This window comes from Neobacillus rhizosphaerae, assembly GCF_937468385.1.
Taxonomy (GTDB): domain Bacteria; phylum Bacillota; class Bacilli; order Bacillales; family Cytobacillaceae; genus Neobacillus; species Neobacillus rhizosphaerae.
Map to the genome: position 1 here is coordinate 25,729 of NZ_CALBWS010000032.1, position 19,437 is coordinate 45,165.

Sequence of the window (19,437 nt, forward strand, 5' to 3'; positions counted from 1 at the left end):
CAAGGATATGAAAATAGCAGTACTTTCAAGCCATACGTCATCAATGTTTTGGTTTCGTATGGATATGATGAAAGACTTTATTAAAAAAGGTCATACCGTTATTGCTTTAGGTTCTGAGCCTGAAGCGGTTTGGAAGAGAAAGTTTGAGGAATACAATATAGATTATAGGCAGCTATGTGTTGAAAGAAATGGGATGAATCCACTAAAAGATTTTAGAACTTTAAGGTCTCTTAATAAGTTTATGAAGAAGGAAAGGCCTGACAAAGTTTTTGCATACCAAGCCAAAACAGTTATTTATGGAAGTATAGCTGCAAAGATAAATGGTATTTCTGAGGTCTATCCTTTAGTAGCAGGGCTTGGTTCAGTATTCAGAGGAAAAGGTTTTAAAAACAAAATAGTAAAAACGGTAATGAAAATCGAATACTGGGTTGCTTGTAAATCTAGTAAAAAAGTATTTTTTCAGAATCATGATGATAAAAATGAGTTTATTTCAAACGGTTTAATAAAAGATGAAAAAACCGTTATTATTAATGGTTCAGGAGTTAATCTTAAGAAATTTAAACCAACTCCATTACCACAGGAACCAGCATTTCTTTTTATCGGAAGACTTATCAAAGATAAAGGGATAATGGAATATTTAGAAGCTTGTAAGGGAGTTAAAGCGAAATATCCAAAGGTTCGTTGTTTATTAGTAGGGCCTTTTGATAGCAACCCATCTGCCTTAAAATCAGAAGAATTGAACCCTTATATAGAAAACGGAATTATTGAATATTTTGGAGAACAAGACGATGTGAGACCATTTATCGCTCAATGTAGCACATATTTGTTACCATCTTATCATGAAGGTACACCTAAAACTGTACTAGAAGCCATGGCAATGGGGAGATCTATCATTACGAGTGATGCTCCTGGTTGTAGAGAGACTGTAATTGATGGGTTAAATGGATATTTGGTAAAAGTAAAAGATATCACAGGATTAACAAATAAGATGGAATATTTAATTTCTAACGGAGAAATTTGTAATAGCATGGGAAAAGAAAGTGCAAAGATTGCAAGAGAAAAATATGATGTGAAGATTGTTAATCAATCGATAATGCAGGTAATGGGATTGTAAAGAAGGAGAACTCGATATGAACTTATATGAGAAGATTGTTAACAGAGAAGAGAAAATTTCTTTAGTTGGACTTGGTTATGTGGGTATGCCTATTGCTGTTGCTTTTGCTAAAAAAACTGATGTGATTGGATTTGACGTAAATAAACAAAAAGTTGAACTTTATAAAAATGGTATAGATCCTACAAAAGAAGTGGGAAATGAAGTAATCAAGAACACAACTGTTAATTTCACTTCCAACGAAATCAGCCTAAGAGAGGCGAAATTTCATATTGTAGCGGTGCCTACGCCTGTAAGAGAAGATCGTACACCTGACTTAACACCAGTAGAATCTGCAAGTAGGACTCTAGGAAGAAACTTAACAAAAGGCTCTATTGTGGTATTTGAATCAACCGTTTATCCAGGTGTTACTGAAGAAATCTGTGTTCCAATTTTGGAAAAAGAATCGGGACTAAAGTATGGAGTCGATTTTAAAGTTGGATATTCACCAGAAAGAATTAACCCTGGAGATAAAGAACATAGATTAGAAACGATTACAAAAGTAGTTTCAGGTATGGATCAAGAGACACTAGATGTGATAGCAAAGGTATATGAGCTGGTAGTGGAGGTTGGAGTATATAAAGCTGAAAGTATAAAAGTAGCTGAGGCTGCAAAAGTTATTGAGAATTCTCAACGCGATATAAATATAGCTTTTATGAATGAACTATCTATTATTTTCAATAAAATGGGAATCGATACAAAAGCTGTACTTGAAGCAGCAGGAACAAAATGGAATTTCCTTAAATTTTCTCCAGGACTCGTAGGTGGCCACTGTATAGGCGTTGACCCATACTATCTTACATACAAAGCAGAACAAATGGGTTATCATTCTCAAATAATTCTTTCAGGTAGAAAAATAAATGATGATATGGGTAAGTATGTAGCTGAAAGTACAGTAAAGAAAATGATTAAGGCAAACAAACAAATAAATGGCTCAAAAGTAGCTATCTTTGGTGTTACATTTAAAGAAAACTGCCCTGATGTACGAAATACAAAGGTCATTGATGTGATTAAAGAATTAGAAGAGTACGGAATAGAAGTCAAGGTTGTGGATCCAGCTGCTGACAAAGAAGATTTATGGAATGAATATAAAATAACACTTAGTAATGCAGAAGAGATAAAAGGTATAGATGCAGTTATCTTTGCAGTTCCACATGAAGAGTTTAAGGCTATTCATTTAGAGGATGTACAAAGAATGTTTAAACCGGAGGAACAATCTTATTTAGAAGCCATAAATGAAGTTGCAGCGACATCTGAGTTTGATATAGAGGTTGATAGAAAAGAATGTGTGTTAATGGACATCAAAGGTTTATTTGATCGAAAAGAAGCAGAAAATGCTGGAATTTTATATTGGAGGTTTTAAAAATGGGATATGAAAATATTAAGTTTCCAGAGGGAAGTAAATTCCTAGTTACTGGATCAGCTGGTTTTATTGGTTCCAATTTAGTAGAAGCTTTACTTAAGTTAGGATATAGAGTAAGAGGCCTTGATAATTTTTCAACTGGTAAAAAAGAAAATGTAGGAGAGTTTTTAGACAATCCTAACTACGAATTTAGCGAGGGTGACATTCGTGACCTTGAAACATGTATGAAGGCATGTGAAGGTATCGATTTTGTTCTGAATCAAGCAGCATGGGGAAGTGTTCCAAGAAGTATGGAGATGCCTTTGCTATATGAAGAGATTAATATAAAAGGTACTCTTAATATGATGGAGGCTGCCAGAAGGAACGGTGTGAAGAAATTTGTCTATGCTTCAAGTTCATCAGTTTATGGAGACGAGCCCACTCTTCCAAAGAAAGAAGGTAGAGAGGGGAATTTGTTGTCACCTTATGCTCTAACTAAAAAGGTAGATGAGGAATATGGAAAACTCTATACAAAATTGTATGGCCTTGATACGTATGGTATGCGTTACTTTAATGTATTTGGTAGAAGGCAGGACCCTAATGGTGCCTATGCGGCGGTTATTCCGAAATTTATTAAACAATTACTAAATGACGAACCCCCAACGATTAATGGTGATGGTAAGCAGAGTCGTGACTTTACTTATATAGAGAATGTAATTGAAGCTAACTTAAAAGCTTGTAATGCATCTCATGAAGCGGCAGGGCAGGCTTATAATATTGCCTATGGTGGAAGAGAGTTTCTAATTGATATTTATAAGCATTTATTAAATTCATTAGGAAAAGATATTCAGCCTATTTTTGGTCCTGATCGTAAAGGGGATATTAAGCATAGTAATGCTGATATTAGTAAAGCGAAAGAATTGCTAGAGTATAATCCTGATTGGAGTTTTGAGCGAGGAATTGTGGCTGCAATACAATGGTATAAGGAGAATTTGTAATGGCAGAACCAATTAGGATACTACAGGTTTTTGCACTAATGAATAAAGGTGGTGCAGAAACTATGATTATGAACTTTTATCGAAATATTGATCGTTCAAAGATACAATTTGATTTTATTGTTCATTCTCAAGAAGAATGTGATTATGATAAGGAGATTAGAGCTTTAGGGGGAAATATTTATAATATTCCTCGTTATACAGGGAAGAACCATTTCCAATTTAAAATGGCATGGCAAAATTTCTTTAAAGAACATACAGAATATAAAATCATTCATGGCCATGTAAGAAGTACAGCATCTATTTATCTTAAAATAGCAAAAAAATACGGACTAATTACAATTGCACATAGTCATAGCACATCCTCAGGTAATGGAGCCTCTGCACTTGTAAAGAATATATTACAATATCCAATTCGACATACTGCAGATTACCTTTTTGCTTGTTCTAAAGTTGCAGGAAATTGGCTATTTGGTAAAGGAGCTTCTAAAAGGGGAAATTTTGTTGTATTAAATAATGCAATTGAAACAAAAAAATTTGCTTATAATGAAAGATTAAGGATAACAAAAAGAAGAGAGTTACAACTTGAAAACAAATTTGTAATTGGACATATTGGTAGATTTATTACTCCGAAGAATCACAAATTATTAATTGATATCTTTAAAGAAATTCACGATATTAGCCCTAATGCTGTTTTATTGTTGATTGGAGAAGGAGAACTAAAAAAGTCGATAGTGAATAAGGTTAATGATATGGGATTAAGTAACAGTGTTATTTTTACAGGAGTACGTTCTGATATTTCTGAGCTCTTACAGGCGATGGATGTATTTTTATTTCCATCTCTATATGAAGGGTTACCTGTTACATTAATAGAGGCACAGGCGTCAGGATTAAAAATATTTGCATCAAATACAATCACAGAGGAAGTTTTTATTACCGACTTAGTGAATTATTGTTCTTTAAAATCGACTCCCAATGAATGGGCCAATAGAGTTTTAAATGGATTTGATGAAAATATTAATAGAAGTAGAAGCTTTACTGAAGTAAAAAGCTCAAATTATGATATTGAGGAAAATGCAAAGTGGCTAGAGAATTTTTATCTAAATATATATGTAAATAGCAAAAAGGGAGTTAATAATGGATAAAAAATTGATATATGTTCTTAATCATTACTCTAATAAATCTGTTCAACACTTTTACCATATATTAAACTTGTTGATTGCGATGGCGGATAAAGGTGTGAAAATAGCACTAATAGTTGAAAAGTGTGATGATGTTCCTGCTTTTAAGCATAAAAACATCGAAGTTATATGTCAAACGCAGAAGAATAATTTTAAAAGAGGACTTGAACTTTTTTATACATTAAAAGGATTAATAAGAGAAGGCTATTCTAGAATTTTTGTTAGAATTACTATAAACTCAACAATTATAGCAATAATCGCCGCAAAATTGTTCGGAGCTCAGACCTTCTATTGGCAAAGTGGAACTACTTTTTTAGTTGATAGTGATAAAAAAATTTTTAATAAGTTAAAATGGATGTTGCTTTCGTATTCAAAGTTTTGGTTTGTGAAGAAATTTGTAAACTTCTTTGTAACTGGCCCAGAATCAATGATAGATTATTATACAAATATAGTAAAAGTAAATAGTGAAAAGATGATGTTACTATATAACGATATAGACATTAGCCGATTCTCAGTACCTTCTGCTAAGGAAAAGGAAAATGCACGAAAGGTATTAGGTTTTAGTGATTCAGAAAAAGTTATTTTAATGGTACATAGGTTATCTCCTGTTAGAAAATCAGATAAATATGTACCCTATATATTTGAAACTGATAGGCTAAAAAAACATAACGCTCACCTGGTAATAATTGGTGAAGGCCCTGAATTACCAATACTAAAAAGGAAAATTGAAGATTCTTCTGCAAGAGATAGAATACATCTTTTAGGCTCAAAACCCAATAGCGAGATTACGAATTACTATGCAGCAGCAGATTTATTTATTAATCCATCCTATACTGAAGGATTTCCAAGAGTTGTAATAGAAGCTATGGCTTGTGGATTACCAATTATAGCCACAGATGCTGGTGGGACAATAGATTTATTTGGAAAGTTACAAAAGAATTATGTTGTTGATAAAGAAAATGTAGAGGAATTTCGTGAAAAACTCTCAAATATATTGGAAGATGAAAATATGCTAGAAAAATTATCTTTGGAGAACTTAAGTGTAGTAAAAAAGTATTCAACAGAATCGGTAAGTGATATGTATATAGAAAGGATTTTTTAATATGGCAAATTTACTGCACATAAGTGCCAATGAATTTCCGCCTTTAAGTAGGGATCATTCTACGAAAAAAATATGGATGGAATTAGCAAAAGGTTTTGATGAATATCACATATTGGGGAGAGCCCAAGACAATAGGTTTCATTACTACAATGAGGGCAATATCCATCTCCATCTTGTACCCAAGTTATTAAAGGCTCCTTCTTTTGCAATTACAAGTTTTTATATATATAAAATCATAAAAAAATATAATATTAATTTAATGTTATCCCAATGTCCAATATTAGGAGGATTCACAGCAAATATAATTAAAAAAGTATTTAATATTCCTCTTTTTCAAGAAATTCATGATACTTATTACTTTGAATTATTTAAAAGTAAGAAGATAAAAGATAGATTATTAGCCGAAGTCACTATGTTTTCAATAAAAAATGCAACAAAAGTTAGAGCTTTAAACAAAATGATGGAAGATATGATCTTGGATCTTTATGAAAAAGCCAATACAGTAATTATCGAAAACAGGGTTGATATTAATAAGTTTAGTAGTACAAAAAAGAATAATAAACTACATGATCCAATTTTAGTAACAGGTATTGGAACCTTTGTTTATAGAAAAGGATTTCATACAGCAATAAATGCAATCAAATCACTTAGTGAAAAATATGATATTTCATTAATGCTTATAGGCGGCGGTAAAGACAAAGAGATGTTAATGGGTTTAGCTGAAGGTTACACTAATATAAAACTATATGATAGACTGCCGCAAGATAAATTAGTTGAGTTACTAGAGGAAACAGATATTTATATACAACCATCAATCCGAGAGGGAATGCCAAGAACAATACTTGAGGCAATGGCTATGAAGCTGCCGGTTATTACAACGAATGTAAGTACAATACCGGGAACTGTTATTAATGGTGTTAATGGACTAATAGTTGAACCTGAAGATGCAAAGCAACTAGAGAATGCCATAATCAATTTAATTAAAGACGCTAACTTAAGAAATGGAATTGTAGATAATGCTTATGCTGATGTTATTAATAAGTTTGAATGGAATTCTGCATTTGAACTTTATAGAAGTGAATTAATAAATATAATAAAGTAATTTTTATTACTTAACTACAAAGTTATTAGTATTAAGGACGGTAAACCAGATGATTAGAATTTTACATTATGGCCTAAGCACTAATACTGGGGGAATAGAAACCTATCTGTATAAAATATGGAACAATATCGATAAATCAGAGTTTCATTTTGATTTCATTGATACTAATTTGGAAAATCCATGTTTCTATGATGAATTTACTAAAATGGGAAGTAAGTTTTATAAAATCACTCATAGAAATATTTCAATATCTAAAAATAAGAGAGATTTACATGAACTATTCGAAAATGAATCTTTTGATATTGTTCATTGTCATCTTAATACATTAAGTTATATAGAACCAGTGAAAGTGGCGCTTAAACATGGTTGTAAGGTAATTGTGCATAGCAGAAGTGCGGGAGCCGCCAATTCTTTAGTAACAAATTTATTACACCATTATCATTCTCTCATTTTACAGAAGAATAAGATTAAAATGGTTGCAGTTTCCAAATTGGCAGGAGATTGGCTTTTTGGAAAAAAGGCAAATTTTCAAGTGATAAATAACGGAATTGACATTAATAAATTTAAGTTTAGCAGTACAGGACGCGAAAAGGTAAGGAAGGAACTGGGTATAGAAGATAAATTTGTTGTAGGAAATATCGGTGCATTCCTCCCAGCAAAGAATCATGGATTCATGATTGAAATCTTTAATGAATTAGTAAAAAAGAACTCTAAGGCAATCTTATTACTTATTGGTACAGGTTCTCTAAAAGAGAAAATAATAGACTTAGTAAGAGAAAAGAATTTACAGGATAAAATAATGTTTCTTGGTACTAGAACAGATATTTCAAATGTACTTTCCGCTATGGACTATTTTTTATTTCCATCTCTATATGAAGGATTTCCTAATGCGGTATTAGAAGCACAGACATCTGGTTTACAGTGTGCCATTTCAGATGTAATTACCGAGGAAGTTGTTGTTTCACATAATTGCAAACGAATCTCCTTACAACTATCACCAGCGGGATGGGCAGATACCATTCTTAGACAAGTGGACAATCAAGATAGAAGTGTATTTAGTGCATTTGTGAAAGATGGAGGGTTTTGTGTAGAGAATGAGATAATGAAGGTTGAATACCTTTATCTAAACATTTAAAAGAAAAACTTAAAGTATGGGGCGTGAATTAAATCAAATCAGTACTTTTGGTGGTTTTACTATTAATTCAAATATTTTTGTTCTTTTTTAAGAAAAATAAAGCAGCTAAATTTTGGCCTTTCATAGCCATTAACGTGTATTCAGTGAAACCATTATTTGAGGAATTACTACCGTTGATGGATTTAATTTTACAAGTTGCTATTGTACTAGTATTTTTATATGACATTATTGTTAAATACAAGTTAAATCATAAGCTTAAGTATGAAAAGTATTTAGTCTTTTTTGCTTTTCTAATATTATTAAATGGGTTCTCTAACGGAATGTCGTCGGCGTTGTACACAAAAGGATATGTTCAAGGTCTTCTTAATTATGGTTTTATATTTGTTTTATGTCTATATATTTTAAATACAATAAATACTCGAGAAGAGCTTAAAAATATATTATGGATGACCAGATTTAATATTATTTTATTATTTGTCTTTGCTTTCTTTGAAACCAATATTCAGGGTATAGAAAGAGCAGGAGATATTGTAAATCCAAATTACCTGTCACAGATGTCTATTATATTACTACTTTTTTTTATTTTTTCTACAGAAAACAAATTTGGTCTAGTTAGTTTTTTGTTCTATGTATTAAGTACTTATACCATAATTTTAACCGGTTCTAAAAGTGGTTTAATGGCTTTAATGATTATCATTGGTTCCATACTATTATTTAACATACGGTCAAAAAAAATAATAATGTTTTCTTACTATACCTTTTGGGGAATATTTTTATTTTATATGGGAGTCATATTATCTACAGCTAATTATGAATATGGTTTATTAAGGTTCTTTGTAAAACCAGAGGATACCTCAAGAGTAATGTTGTGGCAGTACACCTACTATGAATTTCTGAAGCACCCTATTATGGGGGAGTTGTATAATACCTTTCGAGCGCCTTGGGGAACCATAAAACTCGTTACACATAATGATTATTTAAGATTGGCAGTAGAATTAGGTATAACAAGCATAGTATTGTTATTTGCGTTCGGAAGGAAACAGGTGAAACTGTTGCTACATTACAATAATAGGGATTCATTGTTCTTGTATTCTTTAATCATGGTAACATTATCTTATTCATTAAGTCACAATAATATAAATAATCCTATGTTCTGGCTTGCATTGGTTATTCCATCATTGAAAGTATTTAGTCTCGACAATGCGAATCTGGGGAAAGGTGATGAAAATAATGTTTAGAATATTAAGATCCCTAAAGAAACATATACAGAAGAAAATTAGAAAAAGAAATATTGATAAATATGGATCGGTAGGTAAGAATGTTCTTTTACAAACAACTATGAAAAATATATCGAGACCAGAGAATATTTTTTTAGGGGACTATGTATCTCTAGGCTCTGATATTGTGATGTATGCCACTAATCAGTCAAAAATTATTATTGGTGATGGAACCATCATTGCACCAAGATGTAAATTACTTACTTCTAATCATAATTATGACACAGAGAACTTAAAATCGATACCATTTGATAATATAAACATTGTTCAAGATATCACTATCGGCGAGGGTGTATGGCTAGGTGACTCGGTATTAGTCTTACCAGGAGTAACCATAGGAAGAGGGGCAGTCATTGGCGGTGGGAGTGTAGTTACGAAGGACATTCCTGATTTTGCAATTGCTGCGGGCAATCCAGCGAGAGTTATTAAATATCGAGATAAGTCCGTATTTTTAAAACTATTGCAAGAGAAAAAGTTTTATAGGTCAATCGATTGGGAAAGTCTTGGTGGTAAAGAGTTTATTAATAAAGAGTAGTGTACTTTTGGAGTAGGTGATTACTATATTCAACGTTGGAAAAAAGGATATTGGTTTAAGTTATATAGCTTACTTTTTAAGGTTTTTTTCTTCAATTATTATCTTACCATTTTTACTATCCTCATTAACAAAAAGTGAGTATGCAATATGGAATATATTTTTAGCGATAAATACATTTGTCGTATTATTTGATATGGGTTATGGAGTAGTAATTTCAAGATACGCCATGTATGCATATTCCGGAGTAAAAGAGTCTGAGTTAGAAACACTGAAGGATATTAAGGGTTCAGATGAGCCTAATTATTACTATCTATATCAAATAATGATAGCCGCTAAGAAGATTTATTCAAGAATTAGTACGATTGTTATTTTTGTATTGATTATTATGACTATGTATATTTTGCATATAGCAAATAATAATCTAAGTACAAGTCAAGTGGTTATCTCATGGTTAATTTTTTCATTAAGTGTATATTTTAATATGTTCATATTATCTGAAGCTACCATTATTAAAGGTTTAGGAATGATAAAGGAGTTACAAGTAATTACAATTACAAATACGTTATTTAGTATTATTTCAAAAATTGTTTTGTTGAAGCTTGGATATAATCTTATAGGGCTATCCATTGCATATTTAATAACTTCTATTCTACTGACAATACAGTATTTTAAAATCACTAACAAGATTAGGAAAATAAAGTTCGCTGATTATAATAAAGCTTTAAAGACATTTGACGATCAATTTAAGCGTACTTTTAAAATTATTACTAGTAAGAGTAAGGGTATTGGAGGAGTATTGATAAGTAATTTTATTCAAAATCAGTTATTTTTGTTAATAGCTCCTTTGTACTTATCATTAGAAGTCGTTGGAAGCTACGGATTGTCCTGGCAGCTGGTTAGTGTAATTGGTGCGTTTTCAAGTGTTCCTTTTAATACCTACTTAATGAAAATGGGAAATCTTATTGTGAAGGATGATAAAAAGAAACTTAAAGAAGTTTTTTCAATATCCACTTTTATCTTTGTATCATTTTTTGTATTAGGAGCATTCATTTTAACTTTGTTCGGAGCTGATGTATTAAAATTATTCAACTCAAATACGAAGATTTTACCTTTTATTCCACTAACCGTAATGATTTTACAAGGATACATCGTACAATCTATTCAAAAAAGTACGAATATCATCTCTTTAACAAATGAACAAAGTTATGTAAAAGCACTTGTTATTTCTAGTATAGTTACTATCTCATTACAAATGATTATTTTTAACACTTATCCAAATTTAACATATTTATTACTATGTAACGTTTTAATACAAGTATCTTACAATTTATGGAGATGGAGCAAAGCATCTATGGATATATGTGGAGTAACTTATAAGACAATAATACAAGTACCAATTACTAAGCTTATCACTTATATATGTAAATAGGAACATACTGAAGGAAGTCTTTGCATTTCGTTCATTTTTTTAATCTGTAATCAATCAATTTTTTATTGGAAATAGGTTTGTTAAATAACGCAGTTGCCGGAACAGGCTATGTGGTCTTAGTCGCGGGTGACAATTGGCTCCTGTGTTGATCGTGTTGCGTCTGTTCCTTGGGTATCTGTTTCTTGAGGTTTTTTTCTTTGTTGTCCTTTTTGCTTGATACAACCTCTTTTTTTGCATCGGTAGTTTCAGAGTTGCCACAAGCAGATAATACCAATCCCAAAATTAAAGCAGATAATACCAAAATACTAAAATATTTTTTTCTTCTCATTCTAGTTGTCACCTCTTGAAAGATTTAAAAAAGTACTTCACAATGATACCAAAGAATTACTACTACTCAAAATGTTAGATTTTTCCTACGGTTACCAGTAATTGATAACCAAAAATATATGCACAAGGCTTATGACATAAAACGATAAATAGATACTAAAAAGGACTTCTCCATTAAAGCGGAAAGTCCTTTTCCGCTTTTTATATAAAAGATTGTAGTTTTCAAGGATTCCAATCACATGCCATTCCGTCATTATCACGATCCAAATCATTTGGGTCTTGCTCTGGACCCCCGTCCCCCCTAGTTGTGCCTTTTTGCGCGCAAAACTTCCGATTGTCCCCTTTTAGAACCGTCCCTGTGGAGTTCAACTTGTCCATGTTTATCTGACGGGATAACCAGATTCACCCGTATAAGCACTAACTTTAGTCTACGCCGTTGCCATTTGGTCTGACATTTCTTCAAGAACATTTCTTAATCCTTTTTCCATTTCATCTTGCGACGGCAAACTTACTTTTTTCCGTTTCTGCACTTCACTTTCAACATGGTTGATGAGTAAATTTTGTCCATATTCCTCTCTATCTGAGCTACTATACATATCCTTCAGGGTTGATCCTGTTAAGTCATCTTTTAGATGGTCGATAATATTCTCTGCTTCACTTTGATTTAACAAATAGTCTTCAGCCATTTGTGTAAATCCTTTTTCAATTATTCGTACCATTTCTTCTGCATCATCTTCAATAAATTCATTGAGGACTTTGTTTGAAACTTTACCTGCTACACTGCCGCCAGCAATCGAGCCAAGTAAGCCCCCTATAACTCCGCCAACTGCTGTACCAATAAAAGGGACAACAGAACCAACAGCAGCGCCAGCAGTAGCGCCGCCAACCCAGCCTGCAGTACCGCCTGCTACAGTTGATGCAGTGTTTGCTATATTTTTAAACAATTGGGCTCCTGAGATTCTCCCTCTGAATATATTCACGACATCAACCGAAGACAAAACAACAATTGAAACGGCACCAGTTATGGCATTGCCTCTTAACATTTTGGCAGCACTTTTCATTGCCGCTGCACCATAGATGTTTGTACCGCTTCTAAAAGCATTGACTAACATGGCAGAGGCCTTAGGTCCTATAATACTAACAAGGGCTTCTGAACTTCCTACTAAAAGACTGTTTAATCCTGCTTTCGATAACTGACTTGATAGAATAGCTGTCACAAATGTGGTACCACCGACCTTCAGCCCTGAATAGGTTGCGGCCTTTAAGGCCACATCAAAGTCATCACCATTCCAGATAGAAGTTGCAAAGGTTAAAGTTGCACTTATTCCAAAAGCATTTGCTGCAATGATGGCACCATTTACAGCATCAAAGGTGATGGATTCCACTGTTCCCGCTTTGGCTATATTTTTAGCTTGTTGATAGGTGAAATGTCCCTTTCTAACAATATTCTTGGCTTCCTTTGGATCCGTAACTCCAGGCACTTGGCCGTTCTTTATTCGATTTTCCATCGCTTGGATCGCAGCGTCATATTTATCCGATGGAACTTCTATTTGCATGGGAGAACCGTCAGGATTCAAATATCTAAATTCCCCATTTTCAAAGCATTCGGAAATACATATACTTCCACTAGTACAATACTTGGTTTGGATCTTCACTCCATTTACCGATCTGTCCGCTCCATTTTTAATAATTTTTCCAGTCAGAGGATCTAGGTCATCACCCAAGGGTTGAACCTTTTTCCCGGTCATTTTATCATAAAGAAAATTAGCGTTCTCTGCTGCAAAGCCATGTCCTCTGGGAGTATTGAATTTATCCATGCCATAGAGAGTGCTTGCATTACTCACATTCCCAAAAATAATGCCGGAGGCCGATTCTCCGGATAAAGCCGCATCCTCACTGTAATGTATAGAGTATTTCTTTGTATCGGTTTGGTTTTCACGTCTATCGGGGTGTCTTTGTTCAATCTTTTCAGGATGCCAAGAATCTTCTTTTTTGCTAATGGATGATTCTTCTTCAGTTATTTCAATTCCAAAAAGGTCGCAAATTTTTGCTAACCCGCCTGTAAATCCACCTGTATTGGCTGAGAATTTCCAATTTCCATTTCTTCGATATATCTCCCCAATAATTAAGGCGCTTTCTATGGTAAAAGGATCAAGAGGATAATGGATGGCCTCTTGAAGGAGGTTCGTGTTCATTATTTTCATGTACGCGTTTTGGATTTGCCCAAATGTTTTACCATTGCTAACTCCCTCATAAATGGACAATGAGATGACTAGTTTTTCAATTTCAGACGAAACGAGTGGTAAATCGATTTGAAATTGTTCTATATACTTAGTTTGGGCAACATGCTTGATTGATCGATTGGAAGAAGTAGGATTGCCATAGAAGATAATCGAGTCATCTGTCGTACATTTCCCATTGATATCAACCATAAAGAGAGAAGAGTCAATATCCATTTCTTCATTTGTATCCCATCCAATTTGAATGGTTATCTTTGTAAAACTGGTTAAGTCGACTCTTGCACCTTTTTTCATCTGGGTGACCATACTTTCAGCTCCGTGTCTAAAGAATGTATATTAATACAATCTACTTTGTAATTAAATGATATCTATTTTGGGGTAATCTTACAATTAAAAATTAAAATCGGTGCCCTAATTAGTGGCGGATATACTGGAAATTGATTGAATGATGTAAGTTCTCATGAAACTAGTCAAACATTAGGGATTTGTGGGTTATGATCTGCAAATTTCCCTTGCGCTTCTCGACATTCTTCTCTTCATGTTTGCGGAGGAAGTTCTTGTAGATCAATGCCTTGCATCTGTTTTAACCAATCGATTGAATAGTATAGCCCATTTGGAATTTCGTCGAAAGGATGTCGATTGGTGAAAAGAGCGGTTCGAATCTTCGGTTTTGCTACTATTATTGCACCATTCGGCATTTTTTTCATAGATTGGGATGGGTAAAGGCTTATATATCAAGGAATACAGTACTTTTAATTAAACGTTTGTTTGATAGGGAAAATAGTAGAGGATGTTCGAGGCGTGTCTGATTGAGGGACGGAAATATAAAGGTCTATTGTTTACACCAAGGGAACCAGATGATCCGTCCTCGTGTTAAAAAATTCGATAACAGCAATACCTTTAAGGGATTAAACGCTGAAACGTTTAATCTTTTTTAATATTAACTTTACGAGAAGCAGCATAATGATAAACTAATATTATGAATATTTGTACTTTGCGAATGGAGAAAAGAGATGAGAAAAAATCTTTTATACATTGAAGACAATAAGGAAATTGGGGCTTGGGTTAGTGAAGATTTAACCGAACGGGGCTATCACGTGATCTGGCTCACTTCGGGAGAAGGCGCAATCGGTCATATGGAGAGTGCTGATCTCGTGATCCTTGATATTATGCTTCCAGGTTTGGACGGTTTTTCAATCGGACAGCGGCTGAAAAAGGAGTTTCCAAAGACGCCAATTTTATTGCTTTCTGCTAGAACCTCAATTGACGATAAACTACAAGGCCTTCATTTTGCTGATGATTATGTAACGAAACCATTCCATCCAGATGAGTTGGCGGCACGGGTGGAAGTGCTGTTAAGACGGTTCGGAAAGATATCACCACCGCTTATTCAGCTTGCCCATATTAGTATTCATTTAGATCAAAACCTTATTGTCGATTCAAGATTGAATGTTGAAATTATCCTAACGGCAAAGCAATTTCAAATTTTCACGTATTTGCTTCGCCACCCAAACCAAATTCTCACAAAGGAACAAATTTATGAAGCGGTATGGGGGAGTCCCTATATGGAAGGGGATAAAACATTAATGGTACATATTCGTCATTTACGTGAAAAAATAGAGAAAAATCCGAGCCAACCTCAAATTATTGAAACGATCCGGGGAATTGGCTATAGGGTGAAACAATGAAAATCCGACAATCCCTATTAATGAAGTATCTGCTGATCATTACCGCGGCACTTATCTTATGGCCTTTAGTTTTGCCTATTTATTATATTCCCAAGGAATTCCTGGACAATGAAGTAAAACAAAAAATAATGTACCTTGATACAGAGAAGCTGGAACAAATGTGGCATCGCGAAGCTAGCAAGTTGAATGGTGGGACGCCTGAAAAAATTAACAAAAGGCTTCAAACGTTGAAAGAACAATATTCAATGGCAACTATGTTTTGGGTGGATGCGGATGGCAATACCAAGCTTATGTCGCCTAATCAATTAAAAATCCCAAATCAATGGACGCTTCAAGACAGCGTTGAATTTATGAAAAAAAGTGTCGGTACTGGTCCGTTTACAATTGTAGCTTATATCGGCGGCGATTCAAATCAGGGCTTTATGGTTTTTCAAGTGCCGCATACACTTACGGAACCGCTGTCTCCGTCCTTCATTGATGACATGTACTTACTAGCATTCGGTTTTCTCGTTTTCGCACTATTTCTATTTATCTCCTGGTTATTTTTCTCTAAAATACGAAGACGTCTCGTTCAGCTTCAAACCGCGATGACTGAAGCCGGTGAGACAGGAATTCCTGACAAAGTTGCAATTTCGAAAATAGACGAAATTGGGCAATTGGGACAGGCGTTTAATCGTATGATTGACGAGCTGACAAAAAGCAGAAAACGTGAACAGGAGGAAGAAGTTCTTCGAAAGCAGCTGATTGCCAATATATCACACGATTTGCGTACGCCTCTTACAACCATCCGTGGACACGCCTATTCATTACAGAAAGAGTCCTTATCTCCAAAAGGTGAAGAATCGCTTCATTTGATTGAAAGCAAAGTGGATATGTTAAGTCAATTACTTGATAACCTTCTTTCCTATACGCTGTTATCCGCAGGAAAATATACCATAAAGCGGAAAGAGACGGATATGATGCGGTTAATCCGTGCTTCTCTTGTGAGTTGGTATCCGGTCTTTGAAAAGGAAGGATTTGAAGTCGATGTCCGATTGCAGGAAAAAGTGTTGGTTTGGAATGTCGATCCACAATGGCTCACACGGATCATAGATAATTTGTTCCAGAACGTAGTTAGGCACGCGAAATCAGGGCGATATGTCGGTGTCCGTACCGAAGAAAAAGAAGGGAGAAACGTTGTTGTTATTGAAGACAGAGGATCTGGAATGAACAATGGCTCTCATGAGAAAGGAGCCGGAATTGGTCTATCCATCGTTTCACTTATGCTAAAGGAAATGAACCTAGATTGGGAAATCGAAAGCTCCTCTAGCGGAACGAGGATTTATCTACATGAAAAAATTTAAACGAAATTTAAACTCGACCCTACCTTCAATTTAACCTTCGATGGTTAGTATGAAGGTAGGGTTTAATTATGCCAAGTAATTGTTGCTGCCACTCTATTATCTTCGAAGACGTGGTCAGTCCAATTATTGTGGGATCATCGATTAACGCTTCATACTATTTTATAAAAATGGAGGGGTAAGAATATATGCAAAAAACAATTATCAATAAATTATCAACAACTGATAGATTGAATTTCTTTGAACGCTTTACAAAATCGTCTGTATGGCCTGCTTACGTTGGTTGTTTGCTTGCGTTCATATACGCAGTTTTCGTCCGGTTTTATCAAGCTGCTGGCGGAATGATTGGCATGCCGGGGGAAATGAAAGATCCCACAATGATTTACATGGGAAGTTACATCGCCGGTCTCGCAATTATGTTCTGTGGATTTATTTTAATTGCGCTTATTAAGCCTTGGAGTAGGATCGTTCCGCTACAGGTACCGTTGATTGGAGGCAGAAAGATTCATCCACTTATTGTATTGACTCCCACTCTTGTTGGCACTGCCTTTTTAATTGCGCACGGAGTAAGTGGAATGATCACAAAAGCGCTCCTGTTGGCCGATATCATTACAATTGATTTCCCTGAGTTTGTAGAAGTAAATGTTCGTGTACTAGCATTATGGGAATTATTTTTATACGAACCGTGGTTTGTCCTTTTGGGTATTATGGCAGGCTTAACTGCCGCTCATTATGCACAAGCTTCTGGGATTCGAAAATCAACATTCAGACGAGGTACCATCCTTATTTTGATTATGGTTTTTCTCTTAACAGCACTTTTTGTGGCGTCTATCATTTTTGATTTCACTGATAAATTAAGCTTTTAAATGTCAACTTAACTAGGTGCATCATAAGCAGAATCCATGCCTATTAGATAAATCACTATGACAGCATAGTAAAATTAGGTGAAATTCTGCGTTTTTTTAATAAGTAGGGCAGCCAGTTTATGAATCTACGATTTTGCATATAGAAGATGACCAAGAAATTGGTTTATCGGTAAGCGAATTTTCAACAGATTGTGGAAATGAATGTAAGTACAAGTTATTTAAAGTAAAGTAGAAAAGGATGATTACAATGAATTCTACATCGCCATTAATGAAGATGGATACTGAAAAAGGCTTAAAGCATTGGCCCTCTTGGATTGGATATATGGCAGTTGTCTGGTCATTACTCTATGGGGCAATGCATCTTTATTGGTTAATTCGAGGAGAAGGATATCCTTTTAAGAATGACAGCTTGGGATTGTTTTCTGCATTAGTCACTTATTTACCCGCTCGAGTTGGCGGTATCGTTTTTGTTATTCTTGGTCTCTTAGGTATTGGCATAGGTATTGCCATGCAAAAATCGTGGGGAAGGATGCTTCCTCGATGGCTGTTTCTCACCTATGCCTGGGTATTCGCAGCTGCCTTGCTCCTCTTTATTCCAGATATTAGTTTGATAGCTGCCATGGCTTATGCCTTCATGTTTAAATTTGCGTTCAACTGGCAAATGTTCAATCAAATCGTTTGTATTATAGGTGCGCTTCTTTGGATCTCTACAGCTGTTGTCTATTATCGAAGAACACGCAATGCCTGTGAATATTGCGGTCGGACTGAGCACGATAAACCTTCTTTGCTCTTGCGTTGGGGTCGGTGGATTACAATAATTGCTGCCCTTGCTCCACTGCCTTATGCACTTACACGTTTTGCCTGGGCACTAAATATCCCTCTCGGTGTTGATGCGCAGTTCTTGAGGGATTTTTCTAACATAAATCCGATGGCTAATATTACAGAATGGGTATTTGGATCAGTTTGTATTGGTGGTGGTATTCTCACACTTGGATTGATTCAGAAATGGGGTGAAGTTTTCCCGCGTTGGTTCCCATTCATCGGTGGCAAAAGAGTGCCCATCCTTTTAGCGGTCATTCCTGCGTCGATTGTAGCGATTGCGGTAACAGCCGCTGGGCTCGTCTTCACCTTCTCTTTTTTTGCTGTTACATTTCACCTTATGCCAGCCGACGACATCTTGCTCAGCTCAATCGGAGGTGCTATTGGGCCGATGCTTTTCTGGGTCCCATGGGGAATAACTCTTGGTCTTGCAACTATCGCCTATTACTATCGCCGGCGTGGCAGATGTCTCCATTGTGGAAATGATCATAACGCTTAACGAAAACGTCAGGGCTTTTCCATCCTTTTCCTGATAAAATCTTTACGGTGTATAGACAAAATATTCTCTTGCCAGACGGATAAAAAACCTATATATCAGGGTTTTCAGCGTATTTAATCAAACGATTGAATAGTATAGCATATACGGAAATCAGTCGATATGTAGCGTTAAAGGGGATTAGCTTATCTGTTTGTTAGTCATAGTCCATTTATCTATCATCTTTCAACAAATTTTTTCCACTTTCAGATGAATAAATCGTTATTTAATAGGGTTTTCAGCGGATGTAATCAAACGTTTGATTAATGTTGAGATAACGGGGAATTAGTTGAAAAATGATCGTATATGGAGAAATCGTTCATTTAAATGAATGAAGTGAGGGTTTCCATTAAAATCTGCTGATATTGCTGGCA

General features: G+C 34.7%; 16 protein-coding genes. 14 read left to right on the top strand and 2 right to left on the bottom strand.

Translation table 11 applies throughout. The features are described 5' to 3' along the window. Positions 1-7 precede the first annotated feature (7 nt). From M5A78_RS19800 to M5A78_RS19845, 10 genes are all read left to right on the top strand, one after another. Positions 8-1,114: a glycosyltransferase family 4 protein gene (locus tag M5A78_RS19800; RefSeq protein ID WP_248737005.1), complete on the top strand. Its 1,107-nt coding sequence runs from the start codon at positions 8-10 to the stop codon at positions 1,112-1,114. A gap of 16 nt (positions 1,115-1,130) precedes the next feature. Beyond that, positions 1,131-2,513 (top strand): nucleotide sugar dehydrogenase, encoded by a 1,383-nt coding sequence (locus M5A78_RS19805; protein ID WP_248737006.1) that lies wholly within the window; start codon positions 1,131-1,133, stop codon positions 2,511-2,513. A gap of 2 nt (positions 2,514-2,515) precedes the next feature. Then, positions 2,516-3,490 carry an SDR family oxidoreductase gene (locus tag M5A78_RS19810; RefSeq protein WP_248737007.1) on the top strand — a complete coding sequence of 325 codons (975 nt, stop codon included), beginning with the start codon at positions 2,516-2,518 and terminating at the stop codon, positions 3,488-3,490. Next, a complete protein-coding gene (locus M5A78_RS19815) occupies positions 3,490-4,632 on the top strand; it encodes a glycosyltransferase family 1 protein (RefSeq protein WP_248737008.1) in 1,143 nt (380 codons plus the stop codon). The genes M5A78_RS19810 and M5A78_RS19815 overlap by 1 nt, the downstream gene beginning before the upstream one ends. After that, positions 4,625-5,770 carry a glycosyltransferase family 4 protein gene (locus tag M5A78_RS19820; RefSeq protein WP_248737009.1) on the top strand — a complete coding sequence of 382 codons (1,146 nt, stop codon included), beginning with the start codon at positions 4,625-4,627 and terminating at the stop codon, positions 5,768-5,770. Before M5A78_RS19815 ends, M5A78_RS19820 begins: the two co-directional genes overlap by 8 nt. Before the next feature lies 1 nt (position 5,771). Then, the gene (locus tag M5A78_RS19825) at positions 5,772-6,872 is read left to right on the top strand and encodes a glycosyltransferase family 4 protein (RefSeq protein WP_248737010.1); all 1,101 of its coding nucleotides are present in this window, start codon (positions 5,772-5,774) and stop codon (positions 6,870-6,872) included. A 49-nt stretch (positions 6,873-6,921) separates the two neighbouring features. Next, positions 6,922-8,007: a glycosyltransferase gene (locus tag M5A78_RS19830; RefSeq protein ID WP_248737011.1), complete on the top strand. Its 1,086-nt coding sequence runs from the start codon at positions 6,922-6,924 to the stop codon at positions 8,005-8,007. A gap of 176 nt (positions 8,008-8,183) precedes the next feature. After that, positions 8,184-9,245, top strand: a complete 1,062-nt coding sequence (locus tag M5A78_RS19835) for an O-antigen ligase family protein (protein WP_248737036.1) — start codon at positions 8,184-8,186, stop codon at positions 9,243-9,245. After that, complete coding sequence (locus M5A78_RS19840) at positions 9,238-9,819, top strand: acyltransferase (RefSeq protein ID WP_248737012.1); 582 nt, start codon at positions 9,238-9,240, stop codon at positions 9,817-9,819. The genes M5A78_RS19835 and M5A78_RS19840 overlap by 8 nt, the downstream gene beginning before the upstream one ends. Before the next feature lie 16 nt (positions 9,820-9,835). Then, complete coding sequence (locus M5A78_RS19845) at positions 9,836-11,248, top strand: MATE family efflux transporter (protein ID WP_248737013.1); 1,413 nt, start codon at positions 9,836-9,838, stop codon at positions 11,246-11,248. A gap of 106 nt (positions 11,249-11,354) precedes the next feature. Here the strand turns inward: M5A78_RS19845 and M5A78_RS19850 are convergent, their stop codons facing one another. Continuing rightward, positions 11,355-11,576 (bottom strand): hypothetical protein, encoded by a 222-nt coding sequence (locus M5A78_RS19850; protein WP_248737014.1) that lies wholly within the window; start codon positions 11,574-11,576, stop codon positions 11,355-11,357. Between the two features lie 427 nt (positions 11,577-12,003). Continuing rightward, positions 12,004-14,121, bottom strand: a complete 2,118-nt coding sequence (locus M5A78_RS19855; protein ID WP_248737015.1) for a TerD family protein — start codon at positions 14,119-14,121, stop codon at positions 12,004-12,006. A 707-nt stretch (positions 14,122-14,828) separates the two neighbouring features. On the opposite strand from M5A78_RS19855, the gene M5A78_RS19860 reads away from it, so the two are divergent. The 4 genes from M5A78_RS19860 (at position 14,829) to M5A78_RS19875 (ending at position 19,027) form a co-directional block, all read left to right on the top strand. After that, positions 14,829-15,503 carry a response regulator transcription factor gene (locus tag M5A78_RS19860; RefSeq protein WP_248737016.1) on the top strand — a complete coding sequence of 225 codons (675 nt, stop codon included), beginning with the start codon at positions 14,829-14,831 and terminating at the stop codon, positions 15,501-15,503. After that, a complete protein-coding gene (locus tag M5A78_RS19865; protein WP_248737017.1) occupies positions 15,500-16,846 on the top strand; it encodes a HAMP domain-containing sensor histidine kinase in 1,347 nt (448 codons plus the stop codon). Before M5A78_RS19860 ends, M5A78_RS19865 begins: the two co-directional genes overlap by 4 nt. A 185-nt stretch (positions 16,847-17,031) precedes the next feature. Beyond that, positions 17,032-17,709, top strand: a complete 678-nt coding sequence (locus M5A78_RS19870; protein WP_248737018.1) for a DUF3995 domain-containing protein — start codon at positions 17,032-17,034, stop codon at positions 17,707-17,709. Between the two features lie 247 nt (positions 17,710-17,956). Beyond that, positions 17,957-19,027 carry a hypothetical protein gene (locus M5A78_RS19875; protein ID WP_248737019.1) on the top strand — a complete coding sequence of 357 codons (1,071 nt, stop codon included), beginning with the start codon at positions 17,957-17,959 and terminating at the stop codon, positions 19,025-19,027. Positions 19,028-19,437 lie beyond the last annotated feature (410 nt).

Excerpts from the sequence above, each read along its gene's own strand:
- M5A78_RS19800 (WP_248737005.1), top strand. The coding sequence starts at position 8 with ATGAAAATAGCAGTACTTTCAAGCCATACGTCATCAATGTTTTGGTTT.
- M5A78_RS19805 (WP_248737006.1), top strand. The coding sequence starts at position 1,131 with ATGAACTTATATGAGAAGATTGTTAACAGAGAAGAGAAAATTTCTTTA.
- M5A78_RS19810 (WP_248737007.1), top strand. The coding sequence starts at position 2,516 with ATGGGATATGAAAATATTAAGTTTCCAGAGGGAAGTAAATTCCTAGTT.
- M5A78_RS19815 (WP_248737008.1), top strand. The coding sequence starts at position 3,490 with ATGGCAGAACCAATTAGGATACTACAGGTTTTTGCACTAATGAATAAA.
- M5A78_RS19820 (WP_248737009.1), top strand. The coding sequence starts at position 4,625 with ATGGATAAAAAATTGATATATGTTCTTAATCATTACTCTAATAAATCT.
- M5A78_RS19825 (WP_248737010.1), top strand. The coding sequence starts at position 5,772 with ATGGCAAATTTACTGCACATAAGTGCCAATGAATTTCCGCCTTTAAGT.
- M5A78_RS19830 (WP_248737011.1), top strand. The coding sequence starts at position 6,922 with ATGATTAGAATTTTACATTATGGCCTAAGCACTAATACTGGGGGAATA.
- M5A78_RS19835 (WP_248737036.1), top strand. The coding sequence starts at position 8,184 with ATGGATTTAATTTTACAAGTTGCTATTGTACTAGTATTTTTATATGAC.
- M5A78_RS19840 (WP_248737012.1), top strand. The coding sequence starts at position 9,238 with ATGTTTAGAATATTAAGATCCCTAAAGAAACATATACAGAAGAAAATT.
- M5A78_RS19850 (WP_248737014.1), bottom strand. The coding sequence starts at position 11,576 with ATGAGAAGAAAAAAATATTTTAGTATTTTGGTATTATCTGCTTTAATT.
- M5A78_RS19855 (WP_248737015.1), bottom strand. The coding sequence starts at position 14,121 with ATGGTCACCCAGATGAAAAAAGGTGCAAGAGTCGACTTAACCAGTTTT.
- M5A78_RS19860 (WP_248737016.1), top strand. The coding sequence starts at position 14,829 with ATGAGAAAAAATCTTTTATACATTGAAGACAATAAGGAAATTGGGGCT.
- M5A78_RS19865 (WP_248737017.1), top strand. The coding sequence starts at position 15,500 with ATGAAAATCCGACAATCCCTATTAATGAAGTATCTGCTGATCATTACC.
- M5A78_RS19870 (WP_248737018.1), top strand. The coding sequence starts at position 17,032 with ATGCAAAAAACAATTATCAATAAATTATCAACAACTGATAGATTGAAT.
- M5A78_RS19875 (WP_248737019.1), top strand. The coding sequence starts at position 17,957 with ATGAATTCTACATCGCCATTAATGAAGATGGATACTGAAAAAGGCTTA.